This window comes from Pseudomonas frederiksbergensis, from assembly GCF_003732705.1.
GTDB classification, from domain to species: Bacteria; Pseudomonadota; Gammaproteobacteria; order Pseudomonadales; family Pseudomonadaceae; genus Aquipseudomonas; species Aquipseudomonas frederiksbergensis_F.
In genome coordinates this window covers 485385-508048 of the sequence record NZ_MOBR01000040.1, presented here as the reverse complement: position 1 = coordinate 508048, position 22664 = coordinate 485385, and the positions used below count along the sequence as shown (strand labels likewise).

Here is a 22664-nt window from a genome sequence, read left to right as displayed (position 1 = left end):
AGTGTTGTTAAGGCTTGCACAAGGCCGCCGGGGGATTAAGCTGGCCGCCGTTTTCGTCTATTGGAGTGCTTCATGTCCCGCCGTCTGCCCGTGATTTTGCTGCTTGTTTTGTTGCCTTTATGGCTGGCCGCCAGTTATGGCGCACGTTATGGCTTCATGGAGGATGCGCAGTGGGTCGGCCTGTGCGTGGACGAGGCGAGTCGCTGGGAATGCCAGGTCCGCTCGAACCTTGGGCTGATGATTCATTTCAAGGTCTTGGGCTGGGGCGCATTGGCCGCGGCGGTCATCGGTTTTGTCGTACCGGGTCGGGCAGGGTGGTGGCTGGCGGTGTTGGCGCTGGTGCTGGGGTTCCCGGCGTTGGCGTTGTACAACACGACGTTGGCAGTGTTTGCGGTGGTGATTGCGGCGTTGCGGTTGGTCAGGGAAAGCCGCGGCGTTTGATAGATCGCATCGCGGGCAAGCCTTGCTCCTACAGGGTTGCGTCGTACACAAATGATGTGAACGGCACAAATCCGTAGGAGCAAGGCTTGCCCGCGATGAGGCCCGTAAAGGCGCTAAAGATCAGCCCTTGCGAACCCGCAAACAACGCCACAACGCCGCTACCATCAACACACTCACCAGCGCCCAACCCCAGGCCTGCTGGTTCTGCAATCCTTCACGAAACAGCTGCGGCGCAATGCCGGCACCGATGATGAAGGTCAGCAACGCAATCTCCCGACGCGGCACGCTCACCGGACGGCACAGGTACACCAGCGCCGGCAGGATAAACGCGACACTTGGGAAGCTGCGATAACGCGGGTCGAACACCAGTTCCAGCATCATCACCGCCGCCGCAAAGCCTGCCGCTGCCACCAGCCAGCCCGCCCGACGTTCCAGCACATTGAAGGCCCGTTCACGCCAACCGCTGCGAGCGCTCAACGTCAATGCGGCATGGGCCAGCACCAGCAGATTCAACGCCGTCAGCAAACCGACCCACAGCCATTCACTGGCAAACCGCGTGGTGACCCGTGCCAGATCGCCCCAAGCCCCGATCGAACAGGCCGCCAGCGCGCCGAGCAGCGGCAACACCAACGCCGCCCGGGTGCTGCGAACCCGACCGCCCAGCAGCAACGTACCGAGGAAGATCAAACCGCCCACCGCCAGCCATTGCGACCAGTACGGCACGTTCGACACCGGCCCGGCCAGCACGCCTTTGTCCTGGCGATCGGCATCAAACAGGCCCCAATAACCACCGACCGCCCCTTCACTGGCGCGTTTCCACGGCTGGTCAAAGGCTTCGATCAAGTTGTAATGCCAGCCTTGCTGCTCGGCCATCGCGACAAAACCACGAATGAACTTGGCCTCGTTGACCCGGCTCGGCAGGGCGGTTTCACGCTGGCGGCCTTCGCTCGGCCAGCCGGTTTCGCCAATCAGCACATCCTTGGGCGCGAATTTGTTGCCGAACACCTGGCGTACTTCGGCCACATGTTGCAGGGCGGCGTCGATGTTTGACGGGTCATCTTCCCAGTACGGCAGCAAATGAATGGTCAGGAAATCCACCGCCGGGGCGACTTCCGGGTGCTTGAGCCAGAATTCCCAGACGTCGGCATAGGTGACGGGCTGCTTGATCTGGCTTTTCACCTGATTAATCAGCTTCGCCAGCTGCGCGCCGGTGACTTCCTTGCGCAGCAGGGCTTCGTTGCCGACGATCACCGAGGTCACGACGTCCGGGTTGGCATTGGCCGAGGCGATCAGCAGATCGACTTCCTTGGCCGTGTCCACCGGATTGCTGTTGACCCAGGCGCCAATCATCAGCTTCAAACCGTGCTTGCGCGCCAGGTCGGGCAGGGCTTCGAGGCCGGTCATGGAATAGGTGCGGATGCATTCAAAGCTTTTGGACAGCAGCGCGAGGTCGGCGTCCATGCGCTCAGGGCGCAGCTTGAACGGCTGGTCGAACGGCGATTGGTCTTTGTCGAACGGGGTGTAGGAGGCGCACTGCAACTTGTGCGAGGCGCTGGCCACGTCCGGCAGGATCACCGGTTTACCGAGGCCGTACCAGAAGCCACCGAGGGCAAACAGCCCGAGCAGGCAGGCGAAAAGGTAAGCAAAAAAAGGAAAGCGTGATGTCGCGGGCATGGTCAGGCCGTCTGGGAGCAAAGCCGCGCATGTTACCTGTATTTGCCCCGGGCTTGGTGGCCTGCATGATTTTGACATGCAAAGTTCGGGCGGATCGGGCAGGGTGTTTAGGGCGCTCACGATTAATGGCGTTCTGATGTCGTTTCTCGATGCCTTGAGGTCGCTGGCAGCACAGGTCGCTGTTGGCGTGAGGTTGATTATCGAAGCGTCAGTACTCCGCTGACGTTCTTGCGATTTTGCGGTGAGGCGTGATGGGGGCGCTGTGCACCATAACAATACGTTGACGCCGCTCGGCATCCGTCGGGCGCAGCACTTTCGGGGAAGTAACGATGAAGATGCGACGACTTTTAGGCGCGAGTGCCGCTTTGGTACTTGCGATTGGCTCCACATTCGCCAATGCCGAGAGCAAAACCCTGAGCATCGGTTACGTTGACGGCTGGTCCGACAGCGTCGCGACCACTCACGTGGCCGCCGAAGTGATTAAGCAGAAACTCGGTTATGACGTGAAGTTGCAAGCCGTCGCGACCGGGATCATGTGGCAAGGCGTGGCCACCGGTAAACTCGATGCCATGCTCTCCGCCTGGCTGCCCGTGACCCACGGTGAATACTGGACCAAGAACAAGGATCAGGTCGTCGATTACGGCCCGAACTTCAAGGACGCGAAAATCGGCCTGATCGTGCCGGAGTACGTGAAAGCCAAGACCATCGACGATCTGAAAACCGATGACAGCTTCAAGGGTCGCATCGTTGGCATCGACGCCGGTTCAGGCGTGATGCTCAAGACTGACCAGGCGATCAAGGACTACGGCCTGACCAACTACACCCTCAAGGCCAGTTCCGGCGCCGGCATGATTGCCGAGCTGACCCGTGCCGAGAAGAAAAACGAATCCATTGCCGTCACCGGTTGGGTGCCGCACTGGATGTTCGCCAAGTGGAAACTGCGCTTCCTCGACGACCCGAAAGGCGTGTATGGCGCAGCTGAAACCGTAAACAGCATCGGCAGCAAAGAACTGGCAACCAAAGCACCGGAAGTGGCCAAGTTCCTGAAGAACTTCCAGTGGGCGTCGAAAGACGAAATCGGCGAAGTCATGTTGGCGATTCAGGATGGTGCCAAACCTGAAGCCGCGGCCAAGGATTGGGTAGCCAAACACCCGGATCGCGTGGCCGAATGGACCAAGTGATTTGAGCGCAAGCGTCTAGTCAGCATCTCTCAAGGCCCCTTGGCATAACTGCCAAGGGGCCTTTTGCATTCCTGTAGGAGCAAGGCTTGCCCGCGATGGCGTCCTGGTGATCGCCATCGCGGGCAAGCCTTGCTCCTACAGGTACAAAGCTAGCTAATTATTTTGTTCCAGAAATTGGCGATTCTGTCATGTCGTTCTAATACTAAGGTCGTCTGGAACCCGTCCCGCAGCCGCATAGAGTGGATACGTTCTAACAATAATCTGTGCTGCGAGGATAAAAACAATGAACGACAGCATTTACCTCTCGATTCAAAACAGCCCGCGCTTCAAGGAGCTGGTTAGTAAGCGAGAAAAGTTCGCCTGGATTCTTTCGGCGATCATGCTTGGGCTTTACTCCGGTTTCATCCTTTTGATTGCTTACGGGCCGCATATTCTCGGGGCGAAAATCAGTCCTGAGTCTTCGATTACCTGGGGGATACCGATTGGTGTCGGGCTGATTCTCTCGGCCTTTATCCTGACTGCAATTTACGTACGACGCGCCAATGGCGAATTCGACGACCTGAACAATGCGATTCTCAAGGAGGCTCAGCAATGATCCGGCGTCTAATGGCTCTATTGAGCATCGCAGCCTTTGCACCTGGCGCCTGGGCGGCTGAAGCCCTGACTGGCGAAGTGCACAAACAACCGCTCAACGTGTCCGCGATCCTGATGTTCGTGGCGTTTGTCGGTTTGACCCTGTGCATCACCTACTGGGCCTCCAAGCGCAACAACTCGGCGGCCGACTACTATGCGGCCGGCGGCAAGATCACCGGTTTCCAGAACGGTCTGGCGATTGCCGGTGACTACATGTCGGCAGCGTCCTTCCTGGGTATTTCCGCCCTGGTGTTCACCTCCGGCTACGACGGCCTGATCTACTCGATCGGCTTCCTGGTGGGCTGGCCGATCATTCTGTTCCTGATCGCCGAGCGCCTGCGTAACCTGGGCAAGTACACCTTTGCCGACGTGGCGTCCTACCGTCTCGGGCAAACCCAGATCCGCACGCTGTCTGCTTGTGGTTCGCTGGTGGTGGTGGCGTTCTACCTGATCGCGCAAATGGTTGGTGCCGGCAAGCTGATCCAGCTGCTGTTCGGTCTCGACTACTACGTCGCGGTGATCCTGGTCGGTATCCTGATGTGCATGTACGTGCTGTTTGGCGGCATGCTGGCGACCACTTGGGTGCAGATCATCAAGGCTGTATTGCTGCTGTCCGGTGCCTCGTTCATGGCGCTGATGGTGATGAAGCACGTCAACTTCGACTTCAGCCTGCTGTTTTCCGAGGCGATCAAGGTTCACCCTAAAGGTGAGGCGATCATGAGCCCGGGCGGGTTGGTGAAAGATCCGGTCTCGGCGTTCTCCCTGGGCCTGGCGCTGATGTTCGGTACCGCTGGCCTGCCACACATCCTGATGCGCTTCTTCACCGTGAGTGACGCGAAAGAAGCGCGCAAGAGCGTGCTGTATGCAACCGGCTTCATCGGCTACTTCTACATCCTGACCTTCATCATCGGCTTCGGCGCGATCCTGCTGGTCAGCACCAACCCTGCGTTTAAAGATGCGGCTGGCGCGCTGTTGGGCGGCAACAACATGGCGGCGGTGCACCTGGCTAACGCGGTGGGTGGCAGTATCTTCCTGGGCTTTATCTCGGCGGTGGCGTTCGCGACCATTCTGGCGGTTGTGGCTGGTTTGACCCTGGCCGGTGCTACGGCGGTTTCTCACGACCTTTACGCCAGCGTGATCAAGAAGGGCAAGGCCAACGACAAGGACGAGATCCGCGTCTCGAAAATCACCACCGTCTGCCTGGGTGTGTTGGCGATCGGCTTGGGCATTCTGTTCGAAAGCCAGAACATTGCATTTATGGTGGGCCTGGCGTTCTCCATCGCGGCGAGCTGTAACTTCCCGGTGCTGCTGCTTTCCATGTACTGGAAGAAGCTGACGACGCGCGGTGCGATGATCGGTGGCTGGTTGGGTCTGATCAGTGCTGTTGGCTTGATGGTGCTTGGGCCGACCATTTGGGTGCAGATTCTGCATCACGAGAAGGCGATCTTCCCGTACGAGTACCCGGCGTTGTTCTCCATGGCGATTGCGTTTGTCGGGATCTGGTTCTTCTCGATTACTGACAAGTCGACTGCTGGTGTAAACGAGCGGGCGCTGTTCTTCCCTCAGTTTGTGCGTTCGCAGACTGGTTTAGGGGCGAGTGGGGCGGTTTCGCACTAAGGCCTTTATATAAGCTGCGCTAAATAGAAATGCCCTGATCGAGAGATTGGGGCATTTTTTATGGGCGGTTATCGGACATTGTGGGAGCGGGCGGACTTATTGGCGACCCACCTCTCGCGGCAGTACACCTATCAAACTGTGGTAGCGGGCTTGCTCGCGAAGGCGGCCTGATAGCCGACCTGTTATTTGTTGGTTGAGTACATATCCATTGCTGCGGTAACGGCCACTTAGGGTTTCGCCCTTACGGCGACTCACTTTTTTTTCAAACGCCAAAAAAAAGTAAGCAAAAAAAGGCTCGCCCCGAGCGTCCGGCCCCTCGCTTAGGCTCGGCGTTCCTTCGTTCCGGTATCCATCTGGGGGCATTGCCCTCCGGTCTGCTTCGCTACGACCTACATGCAATGTGTTCGACTGCGTCGAACGGCGCTGCGCGCCAATCCCCAGATGAACACCTCCTCTCAGCCTCCCGAAGGGGCGGGTAGATCAAGATCAAGATCAAAAGCCAAAGCAAGATCAAAAGCTTCGCGGGCAAGCCTCGCTCCTACAGGGATGTGTTTCTGTGATCGTTCCCACGCGGAGCGTGGGAACGAGCGGTCGGTCGGGTGTACGCGCAGAAACGGATATGCCCACAATCAAACGCCGCACAAACAAAAACGGCCCCTATATATAGAGGCCGTTCCCGGTACAACTTAAGACGTTATCGCAAGACAGGTCTTATTTGCGGTCTTCCAGCTTGGTGATGTCACGCGACTCGTAGCCGGTGTACAGCTGGCGCGGACGGCCAATCTTGTACGGGCTGGAGAGCATTTCTTTCCAGTGGGAGATCCAGCCCACGGTCCGCGCCAAAGCGAAGATCACGGTGAACATGCTGGTTGGAATGCCGATCGCCTTGAGGATGATCCCCGAGTAGAAGTCGACGTTCGGGTACAGCGAGCGTTCGATGAAGTACGGGTCGGTCAGGGCGATCTCTTCCAGGCGCATGGCCAGTTCGAGTTGCGGATCGTTCTTGATCCCCAGTTCCTTCAGTACTTCGTCGCAGGTCTGCTTCATGACAGTGGCGCGCGGGTCACGGTTTTTGTAAACACGATGACCGAAGCCCATCAACTTGAACGGATCGTTCTTGTCTTTGGCCTTGGCGATGAACTTGTCGATGTTCGACACATCGCCGATTTCATCGAGCATGCTCAGCACGGCTTCGTTCGCGCCACCGTGGGCAGGGCCCCACAGTGCAGCGATACCGGCGGCGATACAGGCGAACGGGTTGGCACCCGAAGAACCTGCCAGACGTACGGTAGAGGTCGAGGCGTTTTGCTCGTGGTCGGCATGGAGGATGAAGATCCGGTCCATGGCCTTGGCGAGTACCGGGCTGATCGGTTTGATCTCGCACGGGGTGTTGAACATCATGTGCAGGAAGTTTTCCGCGTACGTCAGGTCGTTACGCGGGTACATCATGGGTTGGCCCATGGAGTACTTGTAAACCATCGCTGCCAGCGTCGGCATCTTGGCAACCAGGCGAATCGCGGAAATTTCGCGATGCTGCGGGTTATTGATGTCGAGGGAGTCGTGGTAGAAGGCCGAGAGGGCGCCGACTACACCGCACATGACGGCCATTGGGTGGGCGTCGCGACGGAAGCCGTTGAAGAAGGTCTTCAACTGCTCGTGGACCATGGTGTGGTTCTTCACGGTGCTGACGAACTGGGCCTTCTGTTCTGCGGTCGGCAATTCGCCGTTGAGCAGCAGGTAGCAGGTTTCCAGGTAGTCCGACTTTTCAGCCAACTGTTCGATCGGGTAGCCGCGGTGCAGCAGGATGCCGTTGTCGCCGTCGATATAGGTGATCTTCGACTCGCAGGAGGCGGTCGACATGAAGCCAGGGTCAAAGGTGAAACGGCCCGTGGCCGTCAGGCCCCGAACATCAATTACATCGGGACCAACGGTGCCGGTTAAAATGGGCAGCTCGACGGGGGCTGCGCCCTCGATGATCAACTGCGCTTTTTTGTCAGCCATGTGGCCTCCTATTTATGCTTGAAATCATCAGACAGACCCCCCACGCAGGGCCCGCACCACTATAGTGAGATAAATTCGAATGTCAATTTGGCTAAAGTCTTGCTCCAGAAGGCTTTAACCGGACTTTTTCCTCGAAATTGCCTGCCATTTACGCCTTTTATCCAACTTGTGCAATGAGCTATTAGGGGGAGGTGAACGCGTTGTCATTAGTAGCCTAACTGTCTATACTCGGCCACCGACCGCCAGGGGCTTTTTGGCCTGCTTTGTTGGGGGTCGCATCCCTGGGTAGTGGTTACCTGACCAGTGCACTCCCCAACAACTTTGCCCTGATTGTTAGGGGCTCTTCAGTGTGAAAAAAAAGCCGTGAAAAGCCAACGACCTGTAAACCTAGACCTTAGGACCATCAAACTCCCCATCACCGGCGTTACGTCGTTTCTTCACCGTGTTTCCGGCATCATCCTCTTCCTGGGCCTTGGCTTCATGCTGTATGCATTGGGCAAATCTCTGGGTTCCGAGGAAGGTTTTGTCGAGGTGAAGGCATGCTTGACCAGTCCGCTGGCCAAGTTCGTAGCATGGGGCCTCCTCTCCGCCTTGCTGTATCACATGGTAGCCGGCGTGCGCCATTTGATCATGGACATGGGCATCGGTGAAACGCTGGAAGGCGGCAAGCTGGGCTCGAAAATCATTATCGCCGTGTCTGCGGTGTTGATCGTTCTGGCGGGAGTTTGGATATGGTAACCAGCGTAACGAACCTGTCGCGTTCCGGCCTCTATGACTGGATGGCGCAGCGTGTGTCTGCGGTTGTTCTCGCGGCTTATTTCATTTTCCTGATTGGGTACCTGGCAGCGCACCCTGGCATTGGCTACGCCCAATGGCACGAGCTGTTTGCAAGCAACGGGATGCGTATCTTCAGTCTGCTGGCCCTGGTGGCCCTGGGCGCTCACGCCTGGGTCGGCATGTGGACCATCGCGACCGACTACCTGACGCCGATGGCGCTGGGCAAGTCCGCGACTGCAGTACGTTTCCTCTTCCAGGCAGTATGCGGCGTTGCGATGTTCGCCTACTTCGTCTGGGGTGTGCAGATTCTTTGGGGTATCTGATTCATGTCTACTACAGTTAATACGCTTTCGTTCGACGCCATTATTATTGGCGGCGGCGGTGCTGGCATGCGCGCTGCGCTGCAATTGGCACAAGGTGGTCACAAGACTGCCGTGGTAACCAAGGTTTTCCCGACTCGCTCGCACACCGTATCCGCCCAGGGTGGCATCACCTGCGCCATCGCCTCGGCAGATCCGAACGATGACTGGCGCTGGCACATGTACGATACCGTCAAGGGTTCCGACTACATCGGTGACCAGGACGCTATCGAATACATGTGTTCCGTAGGCCCGGAAGCGGTTTTCGAGCTCGAACACATGGGCTTGCCGTTCTCCCGTACCGAACAGGGCCGCATTTATCAGCGTCCGTTCGGCGGTCAGTCGAAAGACTTCGGTAAAGGTGGTCAGGCTGCCCGTACCTGCGCTGCTGCCGACCGTACCGGTCACGCACTGCTGCACACCCTGTACCAGGCCAACCTCAAGGCCGGCACCGTATTCCTCAACGAATACTACGGCGTCGATCTGGTGAAGAACGAAGATGGTGCCTTTGTCGGCATGATCGTCATCTGCATCGAAACCGGCGAAACCTCCTACGTCCGCGCGAACGCCACCGTATTGGCGACCGGCGGTGCAGGCCGTATCTACTCGTCCACCACCAATGCCCTGATCAACACCGGTGACGGCGTCGGCATGGCCCTGCGTGCAGGCGTGCCGGTACAAGACATCGAAATGTGGCAGTTCCACCCGACCGGCATCGCCGGCGCCGGTGTGCTGGTGACTGAAGGCTGCCGCGGTGAAGGCGGTTACCTGATCAACAAGCACGGCGAGCGTTTCATGGAGCGTTATGCTCCGAACGCCAAAGACCTGGCTGGTCGTGACGTAGTTGCTCGCTCGATGGTTAAAGAAATCATCGCCGGCAACGGTTGCGGCCCGGATGGCGACCACGTCATGCTGAAACTCGATCACCTCGGTGAAGAAGTTCTGCACAGCCGTCTGCCAGGCATCATGGAACTGTCCAAGACCTTCGCTCACGTCGATCCAGCCGTGTCGCCGATCCCGGTCGTTCCAACCTGCCACTACATGATGGGCGGCGTGCCGACCAACATTCATGGTCAGGCAATCACCCAGGACGCCGAAGGCGTAGACCAGATCATCCCGGGCCTGTTCGCGGTAGGCGAAGTGGCTTGCGTATCGGTTCACGGTGCCAACCGTCTGGGCGGCAACTCGCTGCTCGACCTGGTGGTATTCGGTCGAGCTGCCGGCCTGTTCCTGGAACAGACCCTGAAAGAAGGCGTCGATTACGCCCGCCCACGCCAGTCCGACATCGACGCTGCCCTGGCACGTCTTGATGGCCTGAACTCGCGTACCGAAGGTGAAGACGTCGCCACCCTGCGTAAAGAACTGCAAAGCTGCATGCAGAACTACTTCGGTGTGTTCCGTACCGGCGAATACATGCAGAAGGGTATCGCTCAGTTGGCTGATCTGCGTGGTCGTATCGCCAACGTCAAGATCAACGACAAGAGCCAGGCGTTCAACACCGCCCGTATCGAAGCGCTGGAACTGCAAAACCTGCTGGAAGTGGCCGAAGCCACCGCCATCGCTGCAGAAATCCGCAAAGAGTCCCGCGGCGCTCACGCCCGTGAAGACTACGAAGACCGCGACGACGAAAACTGGCTGTGCCACACCCTGTACTTCCCGGGTGACAAGCGCGTAACCAAGCGTGCCGTGAACTTCTCGCCGAAGACTGTTCCGACTTTTGAACCTAAGATTCGGACTTATTAAGGGTGGCTGCCATGTTGAAAGTCAGTGTTTATCGCTACAACCCTGATCAGGACGCCGCGCCGTTCATGCAGGATTTCCAGGTCGATACCGGTGGTAAAGACCTGATGGTGCTGGACGTGCTGGCCCTGATCAAAGAGCAGGACGAGGGTTTCTCCTATCGTCGCTCTTGCCGTGAAGGTGTTTGCGGTTCCGACGGTATGAACATCAACGGCAAAAACGGCCTGGCGTGCGTCACGCCGCTGTCCGCTGTCGTAAAAGGTAACAAGCTGATCGTTCGTCCGCTGCCAGGTTTGCCGGTTATCCGTGACCTGGTCGTCGATATGAGCATCTTCTACAAGCAATACGAGAAGGTGAAGCCATTCCTGCAGAACGACACGCCGGCTCCGGCCATCGAGCGTCTGCAGTCCCCTGAAGAGCGTGAAAAGCTCGACGGTCTGTACGAGTGCATCCTGTGCGCTTGTTGCTCGACCTCTTGCCCGTCCTTCTGGTGGAACCCGGACAAGTTCCTGGGCCCAGCTGCCCTGCTGCAAGCGTACCGCTTCCTGGCAGACAGCCGTGACACCAAGACTGCCGAGCGTCTGTCTTCGCTGGATGACCCGTTCAGCGTATTCCGCTGCCGCGGGATCATGAACTGCGTCAACGTCTGCCCGAAAGGCCTGAACCCGACTAAGGCCATCGGTCACGTACGTAACATGCTGCTGCAAAGCGGCGTGTGATTCAGCTGTAACAGCAGGACCGTTGTACCCGTAGATGCTACGGCGCAGGCTTCAACCGGCGCCGTAGTTTTAACCTGAGCAGCAGCCCATAAAGCCGCCGCTCGTATTTTGAAGAAATGAGACAAGCAGGGGCATCCGGGCTGGTACCCGGACTATCAGCGTGATCCTAAGTGGCTTGTTTTGGTCGCTGCATTCGGACTTCTGCAAGTTTGCTCGGTGTCGACGCCGGTGGTGTTCCCCTAACCGAGGGTGACCAAGCATGCAAGAAAGCGTGATGCAGCGCATGTGGAACAGCGCCTACCTATCCGGTAGTAACGCTGCCTATGTGGAAGAGCTCTATGAGCTCTACCTGCACGACCCTAACGCTGTGCCAGAAGAGTGGCGCACCTACTTTCAGAAGTTGCCTGCTGACGGCAACACTGCCACCGATGTTTCGCACTCTACAATTCGCGATCATTTCGTCTTGCTGGCAAAGAACCAGCGCCGCGCCCAACCGGTTTCCGCCGGCAGCGTGAGCAGTGAGCACGAGAAGAAGCAAGTTGAAGTGCTGCGATTGATCCAGGCCTACCGTATGCGTGGCCACCAGGCAGCCCAGCTTGACCCGCTGGGGCTGTGGCAGCGTCCTGCACCTGCAGACCTGTCGATCAATCATTACGGCTTGACCAATGCCGATCTTGATACGACCTTCCGTGCCGGCGACCTGTTCATCGGCAAAGAGGAGGCGAGCCTACGCGAAATTCACGAAGCGTTGCAGCAGACATATTGCCGCACCATTGGCGCTGAATTCACGCACATCACCGATTCCGAGCAGCGTCACTGGTTCCAGCAGCGTCTGGAAAGCGTGCGCGGCCGTCCGACGTACTCCGCCGACATCAAGAGCCACCTGCTCGAACGCGTCACGGCTGGCGAAGGTCTGGAAAAATACCTGGGCACCAAATACCCGGGTACCAAGCGTTTCGGTCTGGAAGGCGGCGAGAGCCTGATTCCGATGCTCGACGAACTGATCCAGCGTTCCGGCTCCTACGGCACCAAGGAAATCGTCATCGGCATGGCCCACCGTGGCCGTCTGAACGTGCTGGTCAACACCTTCGGCAAGAACCCGCGCGAGCTGTTCGACGAGTTCGAAGGCAAGAAGAAGGTCGAGTTGGGTTCCGGTGACGTTAAATATCACCAGGGCTTCTCGTCCAACGTCATGACCGCCGGCGGTGAAGTTCACCTGGCCATGGCCTTCAACCCGTCCCACCTGGAAATTGTTTCTCCAGTGGTCGAGGGTTCGGTCCGTGCCCGTCAGGATCGTCGTAACGACCCTACCGGTGAAAAAGTCCTGCCGATTTCCATTCACGGTGACGCGGCATTCGCCGGTCAAGGCGTGGTGATGGAAACCTTCCAGATGTCGCAGACCCGCGGTTTCAAAACCGGCGGCACCGTGCACATCGTGATCAACAACCAGGTCGGTTTCACCATCAGCAACCCGGAAGACTCGCGCTCCACCGAGTACGCCACCGACGTCGCGAAAATGATCCAGGCGCCGATCCTCCATGTGAATGGAGATGATCCGGAAGCCGTATTGTTCGTGACCCAGCTGGCCATCGACTACCGCATGCAGTTCAAGCGTGACGTGGTAATCGACCTGGTCTGCTACCGTCGTCGCGGCCACAACGAAGCTGACGAGCCTAGCGGCACCCAGCCTCTGATGTACCAGCAGATCACCAAGCAGCGCACCACCCGTGAGCTGTACGCCGAACGCCTGACCCAGGCCGGTGTGGTTGATGATGCACGCGTACAGGCCAAGATCGACGAATACCGCAACGCGCTGGACAACGGTCTGCATGTTGTGAAAAGCCTGGTCAAAGAGCCGAACAAAGAGTTGTTCGTGGACTGGCGTCCGTATCTGGGCCACGCCTGGACTGCACGTCACGACACGCGTTTCGATCTGAAAACCTTGCAGGAACTGTCCGCCAAGCTGCTGGAAATCCCGGAAGGCTTCGTGGTTCAGCGCCAGGTCTCGAAAATCTACGAAGACCGTCAGAAAATGCAAGTCGGCGGCCTGCCGATCAACTGGGGTTACGCCGAAACCATGGCGTACGCGACCCTGGCGTTCGAAGGTCACCCGATCCGCATGACGGGTCAGGACATCGGCCGCGGTACGTTCTCGCACCGTCACGCTGTGTTGCACAACCAGAAAGACGCCGGCAGCTACATTCCGCTGCAGAACCTGTACAAAGGTCAGCCACGTTTCGACTTGTACGATTCGTTCCTGTCCGAAGAGGCTGTACTGGCGTTCGAATACGGTTACTCGACCACCACGCCTGAGGCGCTGGTGATCTGGGAAGCCCAGTTCGGCGACTTCGCCAACGGTGCCCAAGTGGTTATCGACCAGTTCATCACCAGTGGCGAGCACAAGTGGGGCCGTCTCTGCGGTCTGACCATGCTGTTGCCGCACGGTTATGAAGGTCAGGGTCCGGAGCACTCTTCGGCACGTCTGGAGCGTTACCTGCAACTGTGCGCCGAGCACAACATTCAGGTAGCGGTACCGACCACGCCGGCTCAGATCTATCACTTGCTGCGTCGTCAGGTTATTCGCCCGCTGCGCAAGCCATTGATCGTTCTGACTCCGAAGTCGCTGTTGCGTCACAAGCTCGCCATATCGACCCTGGAAGATCTGGCCGAAGGTTCGTTCCAGACCGTTATCCCGGAAATCGATGCCCTGGACCCGAAAAAGGTCGAGCGCATTGTTCTGTGTAGCGGCAAGGTCTACTACGACCTGCTGGAAAAACGCCGTGCCGAAGGTCGTGATGACATCGCCATCGTGCGTATCGAGCAGCTGTACCCATTCCCTGAGGACGACTTGAACGAAGTCCTGGCTCCGTACACCAACCTCAAACATATCGTTTGGTGTCAGGAAGAGCCGATGAACCAGGGTGCCTGGTACTGCAGCCAACACCACATGCGCCGTATCGTGGGCAATCACAACAAGGCGCTCGTTCTCGAGTACGCCGGTCGTGATGCTTCCGCTGCACCTGCTTGTGGTTATGCATCGATGCACGCTGAGCAGCAGGAAAAACTGTTGCAAGACGCCTTTACTGTTTAACGCCTTCGCGCACCTGAAACCGAATTTAAGGACCCACAGATAATGGCTATCGAAATCAAAGCCCCCACTTTCCCGGAATCGGTTGCCGATGGCACCGTTGCCACCTGGCACAAAAAACCAGGCGACGCCGTCAAGCGTGATGACCTGATCGTCGATATCGAAACCGACAAAGTGGTACTGGAAGTGTTGGCCACCGCTGATGGCGTGCTGGGCGCTATCGTCAAGAACGAAGGCGACACCGTTCTGTCCGACGAAGTCCTGGGCTCGATCGAAGAGGGCGGCGCTGCTGCCGCCGCTCCGGCTGCTGCCGCTGCTCCGGCCGCTGCACAAGCTGCTGCTCCGGCTGCCGAAGGCGAAGACGATCCTGTTGCTGCACCGGCTGCTCGCAAGCTGGCTGAAGAAAACGGCATCAACATCGCTTCGGTTGCCGGTACTGGCAAAGGCGGTCGTGTGACCAAGGAAGACGTCGTAGCGGCTGTTGCTGCCAAGAAAGCCGCTCCGGCTGCCGCGCCTGCCAAGGCTGCTGCTCCGGCCGCCGCCGCTCCTGTGTTCGCCGCTGGCGACCGCATCGAGAAGCGCGTACCGATGACCCGCGTGCGGGCCACCGTTGCCAAGCGTCTGGTAGAAGCTCAGTCGAACATGGCGATGCTGACCACTTTCAACGAAGTCGACATGACCGAAGTCATGGCCCTGCGTTCGAAGTACAAGGATCTGTTCGAGAAGTCCCACAACGGCGTACGCCTGGGCTTCATGTCGTTCTTCGTTAAAGCAGCTACCGAAGCGCTGAAACGCTTCCCGGCTGTCAACGCGTCGATCGACGGTGCTGACATCGTTTACCACGGTTACGCCGACGTGGGTGTTGCCGTTTCCAGCGACCGTGGCCTGGTTGTACCGGTCCTGCGTAACGCCGAACTGATGAGCCTGGCTGAAATCGAAGGCGGCATCGCTGCTTTCGGCAAGAAGGCTCGCGACGGCAAGCTGTCGATGGACGAAATGACCGGTGGTACGTTCACCATCACCAACGGTGGTACCTTCGGTTCGATGATGTCGACTCCGATCGTCAACCCGCCGCAAGCGGCCATCCTGGGCATGCACAACATTCTGCAGCGTCCTATGGCGATCAACGGTCAGGTCGTTATCCGTCCGATGATGTACCTGGCTCTGTCCTACGATCACCGTCTGATCGATGGCAAAGAAGCTGTGACCTTCCTGGTTACCATCAAGAACCTGCTGGAAGACCCGGCTCGTCTCCTTCTGGATATCTGATAGAGAAGCAGCGGCAAGCTTCAAGCTACAAGCTGAAAGAAAAAACAGCTTGGCTTGAGGTTTGTCGTATCGCATACGGCTATGAGCTGCAAGCTAAAGGCTGCAAGGTACATGCAGCTTGGCTTGCCGCTTGAAGCTTGAAGCTTGAAGCTAAAAGAGGATTCTTTTACATGTCGCAGAAATTTGACGTAGTAGTGATTGGTGCGGGCCCTGGCGGCTACGTGGCTGCCATCAAGGCAGCGCAACTGGGTCTCAGCACTGCCTGCATCGAGAAATACACCGACAAGGAAGGCAAACTGGCTTTGGGCGGTACTTGCCTGAACGTCGGCTGCATTCCATCCAAGGCGCTGCTGGACAGCTCCTGGAAATACAAGGAAGCCAAAGAAGGCTTCGCGATCCACGGTATCAATCACGCTGGCGTGACCATGGACGTGGCAGCAATGGTTGGCCGTAAAGCCAACATCGTCAAAGGCCTGACCTCTGGCGTTGCCACTCTGTTCAAGGCCAACGGCGTTACTTCCCTGCAAGGACACGGCAAACTGCTGGCCGGCAAGAAAGTCGAGTTGACCAAGCCAGACGGCACCGTTGAAATCATCGAAGCCGAGAACGTGATTCTGGCTTCGGGTTCGCGTCCGATCGACATTCCACCGGCTCCGGTTGACCAGAACGTGATCGTCGATTCGACCGGCGCACTGGAATTCGCGGCCGTACCTAAGCGTCTGGGCGTGATCGGCGCTGGCGTGATCGGTCTGGAACTGGGTTCGGTCTGGTCGCGTCTGGGTTCTGAAGTCGTGGTTCTGGAAGCACTGGAGAAGTTCCTGCCAGCCGCTGACGAAGCCGTTTCCAAAGAAGCCTACAAAACCCTGACCAAACAAGGTCTGGACATCAAGCTGGGCGCTCGCGTCACCGGTTCCAAAGTGAATGGCGACGAAGTCGTTGTGAACTACACCGATGCCAATGGCGAACAGAGCATCACGTTCGACAAGCTGATTGTTGCCGTTGGTCGCCGTCCAGTGACCACCGAGCTGTTGGCAGCTGACAGCGGCGTGAACATCGACGAACGTGGTTTCGTTTTCGTTGACGACCAGTGCGCAACCAGCGTTCCGGGCGTTTTCGCAATCGGTGACGTGGTTCGCGGCATGATGCTGGCGCACAAGGCGTCCGAAGAAGGCATCATGGTTGTAGAGCGCATCAAGGGCCACAAAGCCCAGATCAACTATGACCTGATCCCGTCTGTTATTTATACTCACCCGGAAATCGCGTGGGTCGGCAAAACCGAGCAAACCTTGAAAGCTGAAGGCGTTGAAGTTAACGTCGGCACTTTCCCGTTCGCAGCTAGTGGCCGTGCCATGGCAGCCAACGACACCGGCGGTTTCGTGAAAGTCATTGCTGATGCCAAGACTGACCGCGTACTGGGCGTCCACGTGATTGGCCCGAGCGCTGCAGAACTGGTTCAGCAGGGCGCGATCGGTATGGAATTCGGCACCAGTGCCGAAGACCTGGGCATGATGGTTTTCTCCCATCCGACCCTGTCCGAAGCCTTGCACGAAGCTGCTCTGGCAGTGAATGGCGGCGCCATTCACATCGCCAACCGCAAGAAGCGTTAAGACCAGACAATAAGAAACCACGGCGGAAGGCCCGTCGTGAGCCTTGCGTGCAAGACTCACCGCGGAATGTCCGCCGGACGCAGCCTTGCGTAGTCTCACCGGTTATCCGGAACACCTACGCAAGCAGCAGTCACAGGTGGTGCGGCACTTGAATAAGTGCAGCACCGAATGCGCAGTACCTAACGAAGACGGTAATAAGCATGAATCTTCACGAGTATCAGGGTAAGCAGCTGTTCGCTGAGTACGGCCTGCCAGTATCCCAGGGTTTCGCCGTAGACACCCCGGAAGCAGCAGCAGAAGCGTGCGACAAAATCGGCGGGACCGAATGGGTTGTCAAAGCCCAGGTTCACGCAGGTGGTCGCGGTAAAGCGGGCGGCGTTAAGCTGGTTCGCAGCAAAGAAGACGCCAAAGCATTCGCTCAACAGTGGTTGGGCAAGCGTCTGGTGACTTACCAGACTGATGCCAATGGTCAGCCAGTCACCAAGATCCTGGTTGAATCGTGCACTGATATCGCTAAAGAGCTGTACCTGGGCGCTGTCGTTGACCGTTCGAGCCGTCGCATCGTGTTCATGGCTTCCACCGAGGGTGGCGTGGACATCGAGAAAATCGCTCACGACACTCCAGAAAAAATCCTGAAAGCCACTATCGATCCACTGGTTGGCGCTCAGCCATTCCAGGGTCGCGAGCTGGCATTCCAGCTGGGCCTGGAAGGCAAGCAAGTTGCTCAGTTCGCCAAGATCTTCGTAGGTCTGGCCAAGCTGTTCAAGGATCACGACCTGGCTCTGCTGGAAGTGAACCCGCTGGTGATCAAGGCTGACGGCGATCTGCATTGCCTCGATGCCAAGATCAACATCGACGCCAACGCCATGTACCGTCAGCCTAAGCTGAAGACTTTCCACGATCCGTCGCAAGACGATCCGCGCGAAGCGCACGCTGCCAAGTTCGAACTGAACTACGTAGCACTGGAAGGCAACATCGGTTGCATGGTCAACGGTGCTGGCCTGGCCATGGGTACCATGGACATCGTCAACCTGCATGGCGGCAAACCAGCCAACTTCCTCGACGTGGGCGGCGGTGCTACCAAAGAACGCGTTACCGAAGCGTTCAAGATCATCCTGTCCGACACTAACGTCGCTGCAGTATTGGTCAACATCTTCGGCGGCATCGTTCGTTGCGACATGATTGCCGAAGGCATCATCGGTGCAGTGAAAGAAGTCGGCGTGAAAATCCCGGTTGTTGTTCGCCTTGAAGGCAACAACGCTGAGCTGGGCGCTAAAGTACTGGCAGAAAGCGGTTTGAACATCATCGCTGCTACCAGCCTGACCGACGCTGCTCAACAAGTTGTCAAAGCTGCGGAGGGCAAATAATGAGCGTCCTGATCAATAAAGACACCAAAGTTATCTGCCAGGGTATTACCGGTTCGCAAGGTAGTTTCCACACCCAGCAAGCCATCGAATACGGCACCAAGATGGTTGGCGGCGTAACTCCTGGTAAAGGCGGCACCGAGCACCTGGGTCTGCCAGTGTTCAACACCGTGAAAGATGCTGTAGCTGCCACTGGCGCCACCGCCAGCGTGATCTACGTTCCAGCTCCTTTCTGCAAAGACTCCATCCTGGAAGCAGCGTTCGGCGGCATCAAGCTGATCGTTTGCATCACTGAAGGCATTCCTACCCTGGATATGCTGGATGCCAAGGTCAAGTGCGACGAGCTGGGCGTAGTCCTGATCGGTCCTAACTGCCCAGGCGTGATTACTCCAGGCGAATGCAAGATCGGCATCATGCCAGGTCACATTCACTTGCCAGGCAAGGTCGGTATCGTTTCCCGTTCCGGCACCCTGACCTACGAAGCTGTCAAGCAGACTACTGACGCCGGTTTCGGTCAGTCGACTTGCGTCGGCATCGGTGGTGACCCGATCCCGGGTTCGAACTTCATCGACATCCTGAAGCTGTTCCAGGAAGACCCGAAGACCGAAGCGATCGTCATGATCGGTGAGATCGGCGGTTCGGCTGAAGAAGAAGCGGCTGCCTACATCAAGGCACACGTGACCAAGCCGGTTGTTTCCTACATCGCTGGTGTGACTGCCCCTGCAGGCAAGCGCATGGGCCATGCTGGCGCAATCATCTCTGGCGGCAAAGGCACTGCAGACGAGAAGTTTGCTGCCCTGGAAGACGCAGGCGTTAAAACCGTGCGTTCGCTGGCAGACATCGGCAAGGCTTTGTCCGAGCTGACCGGTTGGGCGATCAAATAAGCCTCGCGCTTAGCTGACGCTTCACCAGACAAAGGCCACCTTCGGGTGGCCTTTGTTGTTTCTGGATGATCGTTCCCACGCTCTGCGTGGGAATGCCGCCGGGGACGCTCCGCGTTCCGCCTTCGAATGCGACGCAGAGCGTCGCGGGATGCATTCCCACGCAGAGCGTGGGAACGATCTGACCTGAGGTGGAAAATTAGATATGTAAACGCGACACGGAAATGTCGCGTATCGGATAGTTCGCCCTCTAACAGTGCGTTCGTCGGGCAAATTCGTTAGGCTAGCAGCCATTTTTGCGTCCGCAGCTCACAAGGCCGCTCCGCGCTAAACGGGTTGGTCCTATACGGATCGACAGCATTTCCCTCACCCAACAGGGAAATCCCTCTCTAAATTCCGATTCAGTAGTGTGGTATTTCCTTAATGAAAGTGTTGAAAGGCCAGGACATCCTGGCACTTGGTTTTATGACGTTTGCCCTGTTTGTCGGGGCTGGCAACATCATCTTCCCGCCTATCGTCGGTTTGCAGTCCGGGCCTAATGTCTGGATGGCGGCGCTGGGTTTTCTGATCACGGCGGTCGGTCTGCCGGTGATCACCGTTGTCGCCCTGGCCAAGGTTGGCGGTGCAATGGATGCGTTGAGCAGCCCGATCGGTAAAGTCGCCGGTGGCTTGCTGGCCGCTGCGTGCTACTTGGCCGTCGGCCCGTTGTTCGCTACGCCACGCACCGCCACTGTGTCCTTCGAAGTGGGCCTGGCGCCGCTGACCGGTGAGAGCCCGCTGGCGCTGTTTCTCTACAGCTCGGTGTACTTCCTGCTGGTGTTCTTCATCTCGCTCTACCCGGGCCGTTTGCTGGACACCGTAGGACGTTTCCTCGCACCGCTGAAGATCATCGCCCTGGCCGTGCTCGGCATTGCCGCATTCGCCTTGCCGGCCGGTGATATCGGCGTGGCTACGCCTGAATATATGGCGGCACCGTTCTCCCAGGGCTTCATCAATGGTTACCTGACCATGGATACCCTCGGCGCGCTGGTGTTCGGCATCGTCATCGTTAACGCGATCCGCTCCCGTGGCGTCGAGTCGCCCGCGTTGATCACCCGTTACGCGATCATTGCCGGGATGATTGCCGGCGTCGGTCTGGCGCTGGTGTACGTCAGCCTGTTCCGCCTCGGTTCGGGCAGCCATGAAGTGGCCGCCGGTGCTGCGAACGGTGCGGCCGTCCTGCACGCCTACGTGCAACACACCTTCGGTTCGCTGGGCAGCGGTTTCCTTGCGGTGTTGATCTCCTTGGCCTGCCTGGTCACGGCGGTCGGTCTGACCTGCGCCTGTGCCGAATACTTCAGCCGGGTGTTGCCGTTGTCCTACAAGACCCTGGTCATAATTCTGGCGGTGTTCTCGCTGTTTGTGTCCAACCTGGGCCTCACCAAGCTGATCGCGTTCTCGATCCCGGTGCTGACCGCGATCTACCCGCCGTGCATCGCCCTGGTCGCCCTGAGCTTCTGCAAGGACTTTTGGCGTGATCAGCGCCGCATCGTCGGTCCGGTGATGCTGGTGTCGTTCATCTTCGGCCTGATCGATGCGCTCAAGGGTGCAGGCCTGGCGGACTGGATGCCGACGCAACTGTCGCACCTGCCGTTGAGCGAGCAAGGTCTGGCGTGGCTGGTGCCGTCGGTCATGACCCTGGTCGTGGCCGCTGCGTGTGACCGCATACTCGGCAAGCGCGACGAAGCCCTGGCATAAACCCGAGCGCTCGCCACAAGCGGGCAACAGGCTGAAACAGAAATGCCCCGTATCAATCGATACGGGGCATTTTTTATAACGTCGAATGGCTGAAAGCTGAGAGTAATAGCTATGCCAGAAAGCGGGCAAGACATCCTCTGACCCAAACAAAAACATCACCGCATGCAATGATTTTGCGATCAGGTTGCACAACAACCGACTCCCATAGCTCGCGTTGGAATCCAATATCCGTTTGCAAAAAGCCGTGAGTGCCAAACGAGAGATCAACTTCGCCCGTGGCCCGATACCGGCCGATCAACGTTTCCTCGGAGCCAATTCGGCCCGCATATCCGACCACGACAATGCCGTCTTCGGGAGACCCGCCAATATCGTTCCATACGTTTGGTTGCTTGCTGGGGATCAGGCTGATGACCGGTCTTCCACCTCCGAACACCAGATTGGGCTGGCCGTTAGCGTTGTAGGCGGTGAGAAAACCTCGACGCCTCTCGCCCCAAATATCCCCGAAAACGTCATCCATCACGCCTGCTGCAAACAGACTGCCATCGTCGCGTAACAATAGGGATGTGAAGCGAGAATCCGTGTCGTTGACTCGAACTTTTATTTCGCCATGGTTGCCAAAACTCTCTTCCAGCGACCCATTGGCGCGATAGCGTGCCATGACCGCTTCGCCATACGTGTTGTGGCCAACGAGCGTCATGCTGCCGTTTCGTGCTATGCCGATGTCCGTGATGTTAAAGCTTGGGGTCACATTGCCGGTGCCATTGAAGGAAAGGTCGACTTCACCGTGTCGGTCATATCGACTGATTCCGCTTCCCGAGGCCATGATGATTTCATCATTCGGACCAATCGCTGTGTTCGTTCGAGGGGTGTCAACGAGGTGTGAAAGCGCGGGCAGGTGATGGCCCGAGACGCTGGATCGGGGTCTCAAGACGACTCCGTTATCGCCAAAGGTTGCATCCGGCGTCCCATCGGCCAAATACCGTCCGAAGGCCAGGTATTCAATGTCACCGTAGTGAGTTCCGATGAGCAGGATTCTGCCGTCCGGGAATAGCTGTGCTCCATAGGTGTAGGCTTGGGCCCCATCCTTGAATCCACCGCTCAGTATTCCGTCTTGAGCAAAAGAAAGGTCAAACGAACCATCCTCCATGAGTTGGATGACTTGAAAGTCCAGCCGTTGTTGGTAGTTTCGGGAGGTAACCAACAGGATGCGTCCATCAGGTCGCCTGCCCACAATTTTGATCAGTACGGTGCCAAGAGGAAAGTCGTGCGCTACGCCCTTGTCCGCGAAAGTTGGATCAATTCCCTCAACAGCTGTTATTTGCCAGGGTGCCTTCATTTCATAAGACATTTTGTTTCTCCCTCCGCGTCCATGCACGCACCACGCGTGGCTTGAGCGGAACGCTTCCAGAGTATTTATCAAGATGAAAGCGGGATAGCTGTCAAACCTGACAGCTATTACTGAGAGCTGGCTGATAGAAATTGATAAACAACAGTGTCCTTTTTCTGGGGTGTGCGTCGTATCCTGAGTCCAGCGCCATTGCATCAAAGGATCGCGCTTAGTTTGATTCCATCACTC

17 protein-coding genes are annotated in these 22664 nt (G+C 57.7%); 14 read left to right on the top strand and 3 right to left on the bottom strand.

Annotated elements, in window-relative coordinates; genetic code table 11:
* The first annotated feature begins 72 nt into the window (after window positions 1-72).
* A complete protein-coding gene (locus tag BK667_RS27640; RefSeq protein WP_123599466.1) occupies window positions 73-441 on the top strand; it encodes a hypothetical protein in 369 nt (122 codons plus the stop codon).
* Between the two features lie 120 nt (window positions 442-561).
* Here the strand turns inward: BK667_RS27640 and BK667_RS27635 are convergent, their stop codons facing one another.
* Window positions 562-2157, bottom strand: a complete 1596-nt coding sequence (locus BK667_RS27635; protein WP_123599485.1) for a glycoside hydrolase family 17 protein — start codon at window positions 2155-2157, stop codon at window positions 562-564.
* A gap of 287 nt (window positions 2158-2444) precedes the next feature.
* On the opposite strand from BK667_RS27635, the gene BK667_RS27625 reads away from it, so the two are divergent.
* The 3 genes from BK667_RS27625 to BK667_RS27615 all read left to right on the top strand — a co-directional run bounded on the left by BK667_RS27625 (window position 2445) and on the right by BK667_RS27615 (window position 5546).
* Window positions 2445-3296 carry a glycine betaine ABC transporter substrate-binding protein gene (locus BK667_RS27625; RefSeq protein ID WP_123510538.1) on the top strand — a complete coding sequence of 284 codons (852 nt, stop codon included), beginning with the start codon at window positions 2445-2447 and terminating at the stop codon, window positions 3294-3296.
* 283 nt (window positions 3297-3579) lie between these two features.
* Window positions 3580-3891, top strand: a complete 312-nt coding sequence (locus BK667_RS27620) for a DUF485 domain-containing protein (protein WP_008148580.1) — start codon at window positions 3580-3582, stop codon at window positions 3889-3891.
* Entirely contained in the window at window positions 3888-5546 is a 1659-nt protein-coding gene (locus BK667_RS27615; protein WP_123510540.1) for a cation acetate symporter, read from the top strand. The genes BK667_RS27620 and BK667_RS27615 overlap by 4 nt, the downstream gene beginning before the upstream one ends.
* 711 nt (window positions 5547-6257) lie before the next feature.
* Here the strand turns inward: BK667_RS27615 and gltA are convergent.
* Window positions 6258-7547, bottom strand: a complete 1290-nt coding sequence (gene gltA / locus BK667_RS27610; protein ID WP_123510544.1) for a citrate synthase — start codon at window positions 7545-7547, stop codon at window positions 6258-6260.
* 363 nt (window positions 7548-7910) lie between these two features.
* Between gltA and sdhC the strand changes: the two genes are divergently transcribed.
* From sdhC to brnQ, 10 genes are all read left to right on the top strand, one after another.
* Window positions 7911-8285 carry a succinate dehydrogenase, cytochrome b556 subunit gene (gene sdhC / locus BK667_RS27605; RefSeq protein WP_046048044.1) on the top strand — a complete coding sequence of 125 codons (375 nt, stop codon included), beginning with the start codon at window positions 7911-7913 and terminating at the stop codon, window positions 8283-8285.
* On the top strand, window positions 8279-8647 hold the full coding sequence (gene sdhD / locus BK667_RS27600) for a succinate dehydrogenase, hydrophobic membrane anchor protein (RefSeq protein ID WP_123510546.1): 369 nt from the start codon (window positions 8279-8281) through the stop codon (window positions 8645-8647). The genes sdhC and sdhD overlap by 7 nt, the downstream gene beginning before the upstream one ends.
* A 3-nt stretch (window positions 8648-8650) precedes the next feature.
* Window positions 8651-10426 carry a succinate dehydrogenase flavoprotein subunit gene (gene sdhA, locus BK667_RS27595; protein ID WP_123510548.1) on the top strand — a complete coding sequence of 592 codons (1776 nt, stop codon included), beginning with the start codon at window positions 8651-8653 and terminating at the stop codon, window positions 10424-10426.
* Between the two features lie 11 nt (window positions 10427-10437).
* On the top strand, window positions 10438-11142 hold the full coding sequence (locus BK667_RS27590; protein WP_123510550.1) for a succinate dehydrogenase iron-sulfur subunit: 705 nt from the start codon (window positions 10438-10440) through the stop codon (window positions 11140-11142).
* Window positions 11143-11401: 259 nt separating this feature from the next.
* Window positions 11402-14233: a 2-oxoglutarate dehydrogenase E1 component gene (locus tag BK667_RS27585; protein ID WP_123510552.1), complete on the top strand. Its 2832-nt coding sequence runs from the start codon at window positions 11402-11404 to the stop codon at window positions 14231-14233.
* Window positions 14234-14275: 42 nt separating this feature from the next.
* Complete coding sequence (gene odhB, locus BK667_RS27580; RefSeq protein WP_054049461.1) at window positions 14276-15499, top strand: 2-oxoglutarate dehydrogenase complex dihydrolipoyllysine-residue succinyltransferase; 1224 nt, start codon at window positions 14276-14278, stop codon at window positions 15497-15499.
* 170 nt (window positions 15500-15669) lie between these two features.
* The gene (gene lpdA, locus BK667_RS27575) at window positions 15670-17106 is read left to right on the top strand and encodes a dihydrolipoyl dehydrogenase (protein ID WP_123599465.1); all 1437 of its coding nucleotides are present in this window, start codon (window positions 15670-15672) and stop codon (window positions 17104-17106) included.
* Window positions 17107-17306: 200 nt separating this feature from the next.
* A complete protein-coding gene (gene sucC / locus BK667_RS27570; RefSeq protein WP_008148602.1) occupies window positions 17307-18473 on the top strand; it encodes an ADP-forming succinate--CoA ligase subunit beta in 1167 nt (388 codons plus the stop codon).
* Complete coding sequence (gene sucD, locus BK667_RS27565) at window positions 18473-19354, top strand: succinate--CoA ligase subunit alpha (protein WP_008148605.1); 882 nt, start codon at window positions 18473-18475, stop codon at window positions 19352-19354. The genes sucC and sucD overlap by 1 nt, the downstream gene beginning before the upstream one ends.
* Before the next feature lie 420 nt (window positions 19355-19774).
* Window positions 19775-21088 carry a branched-chain amino acid transport system II carrier protein gene (brnQ, locus tag BK667_RS27560; protein WP_123599464.1) on the top strand — a complete coding sequence of 438 codons (1314 nt, stop codon included), beginning with the start codon at window positions 19775-19777 and terminating at the stop codon, window positions 21086-21088.
* 109 nt (window positions 21089-21197) lie between these two features.
* Here brnQ and BK667_RS27555 read toward each other — a convergent pair whose 3' ends face one another.
* Window positions 21198-22436, bottom strand: coding sequence for an NHL repeat-containing protein (locus BK667_RS27555; RefSeq protein WP_185058282.1), 1239 nt, complete (start codon window positions 22434-22436; stop codon window positions 21198-21200).
* Window positions 22437-22664: the final 228 nt, after the last annotated feature.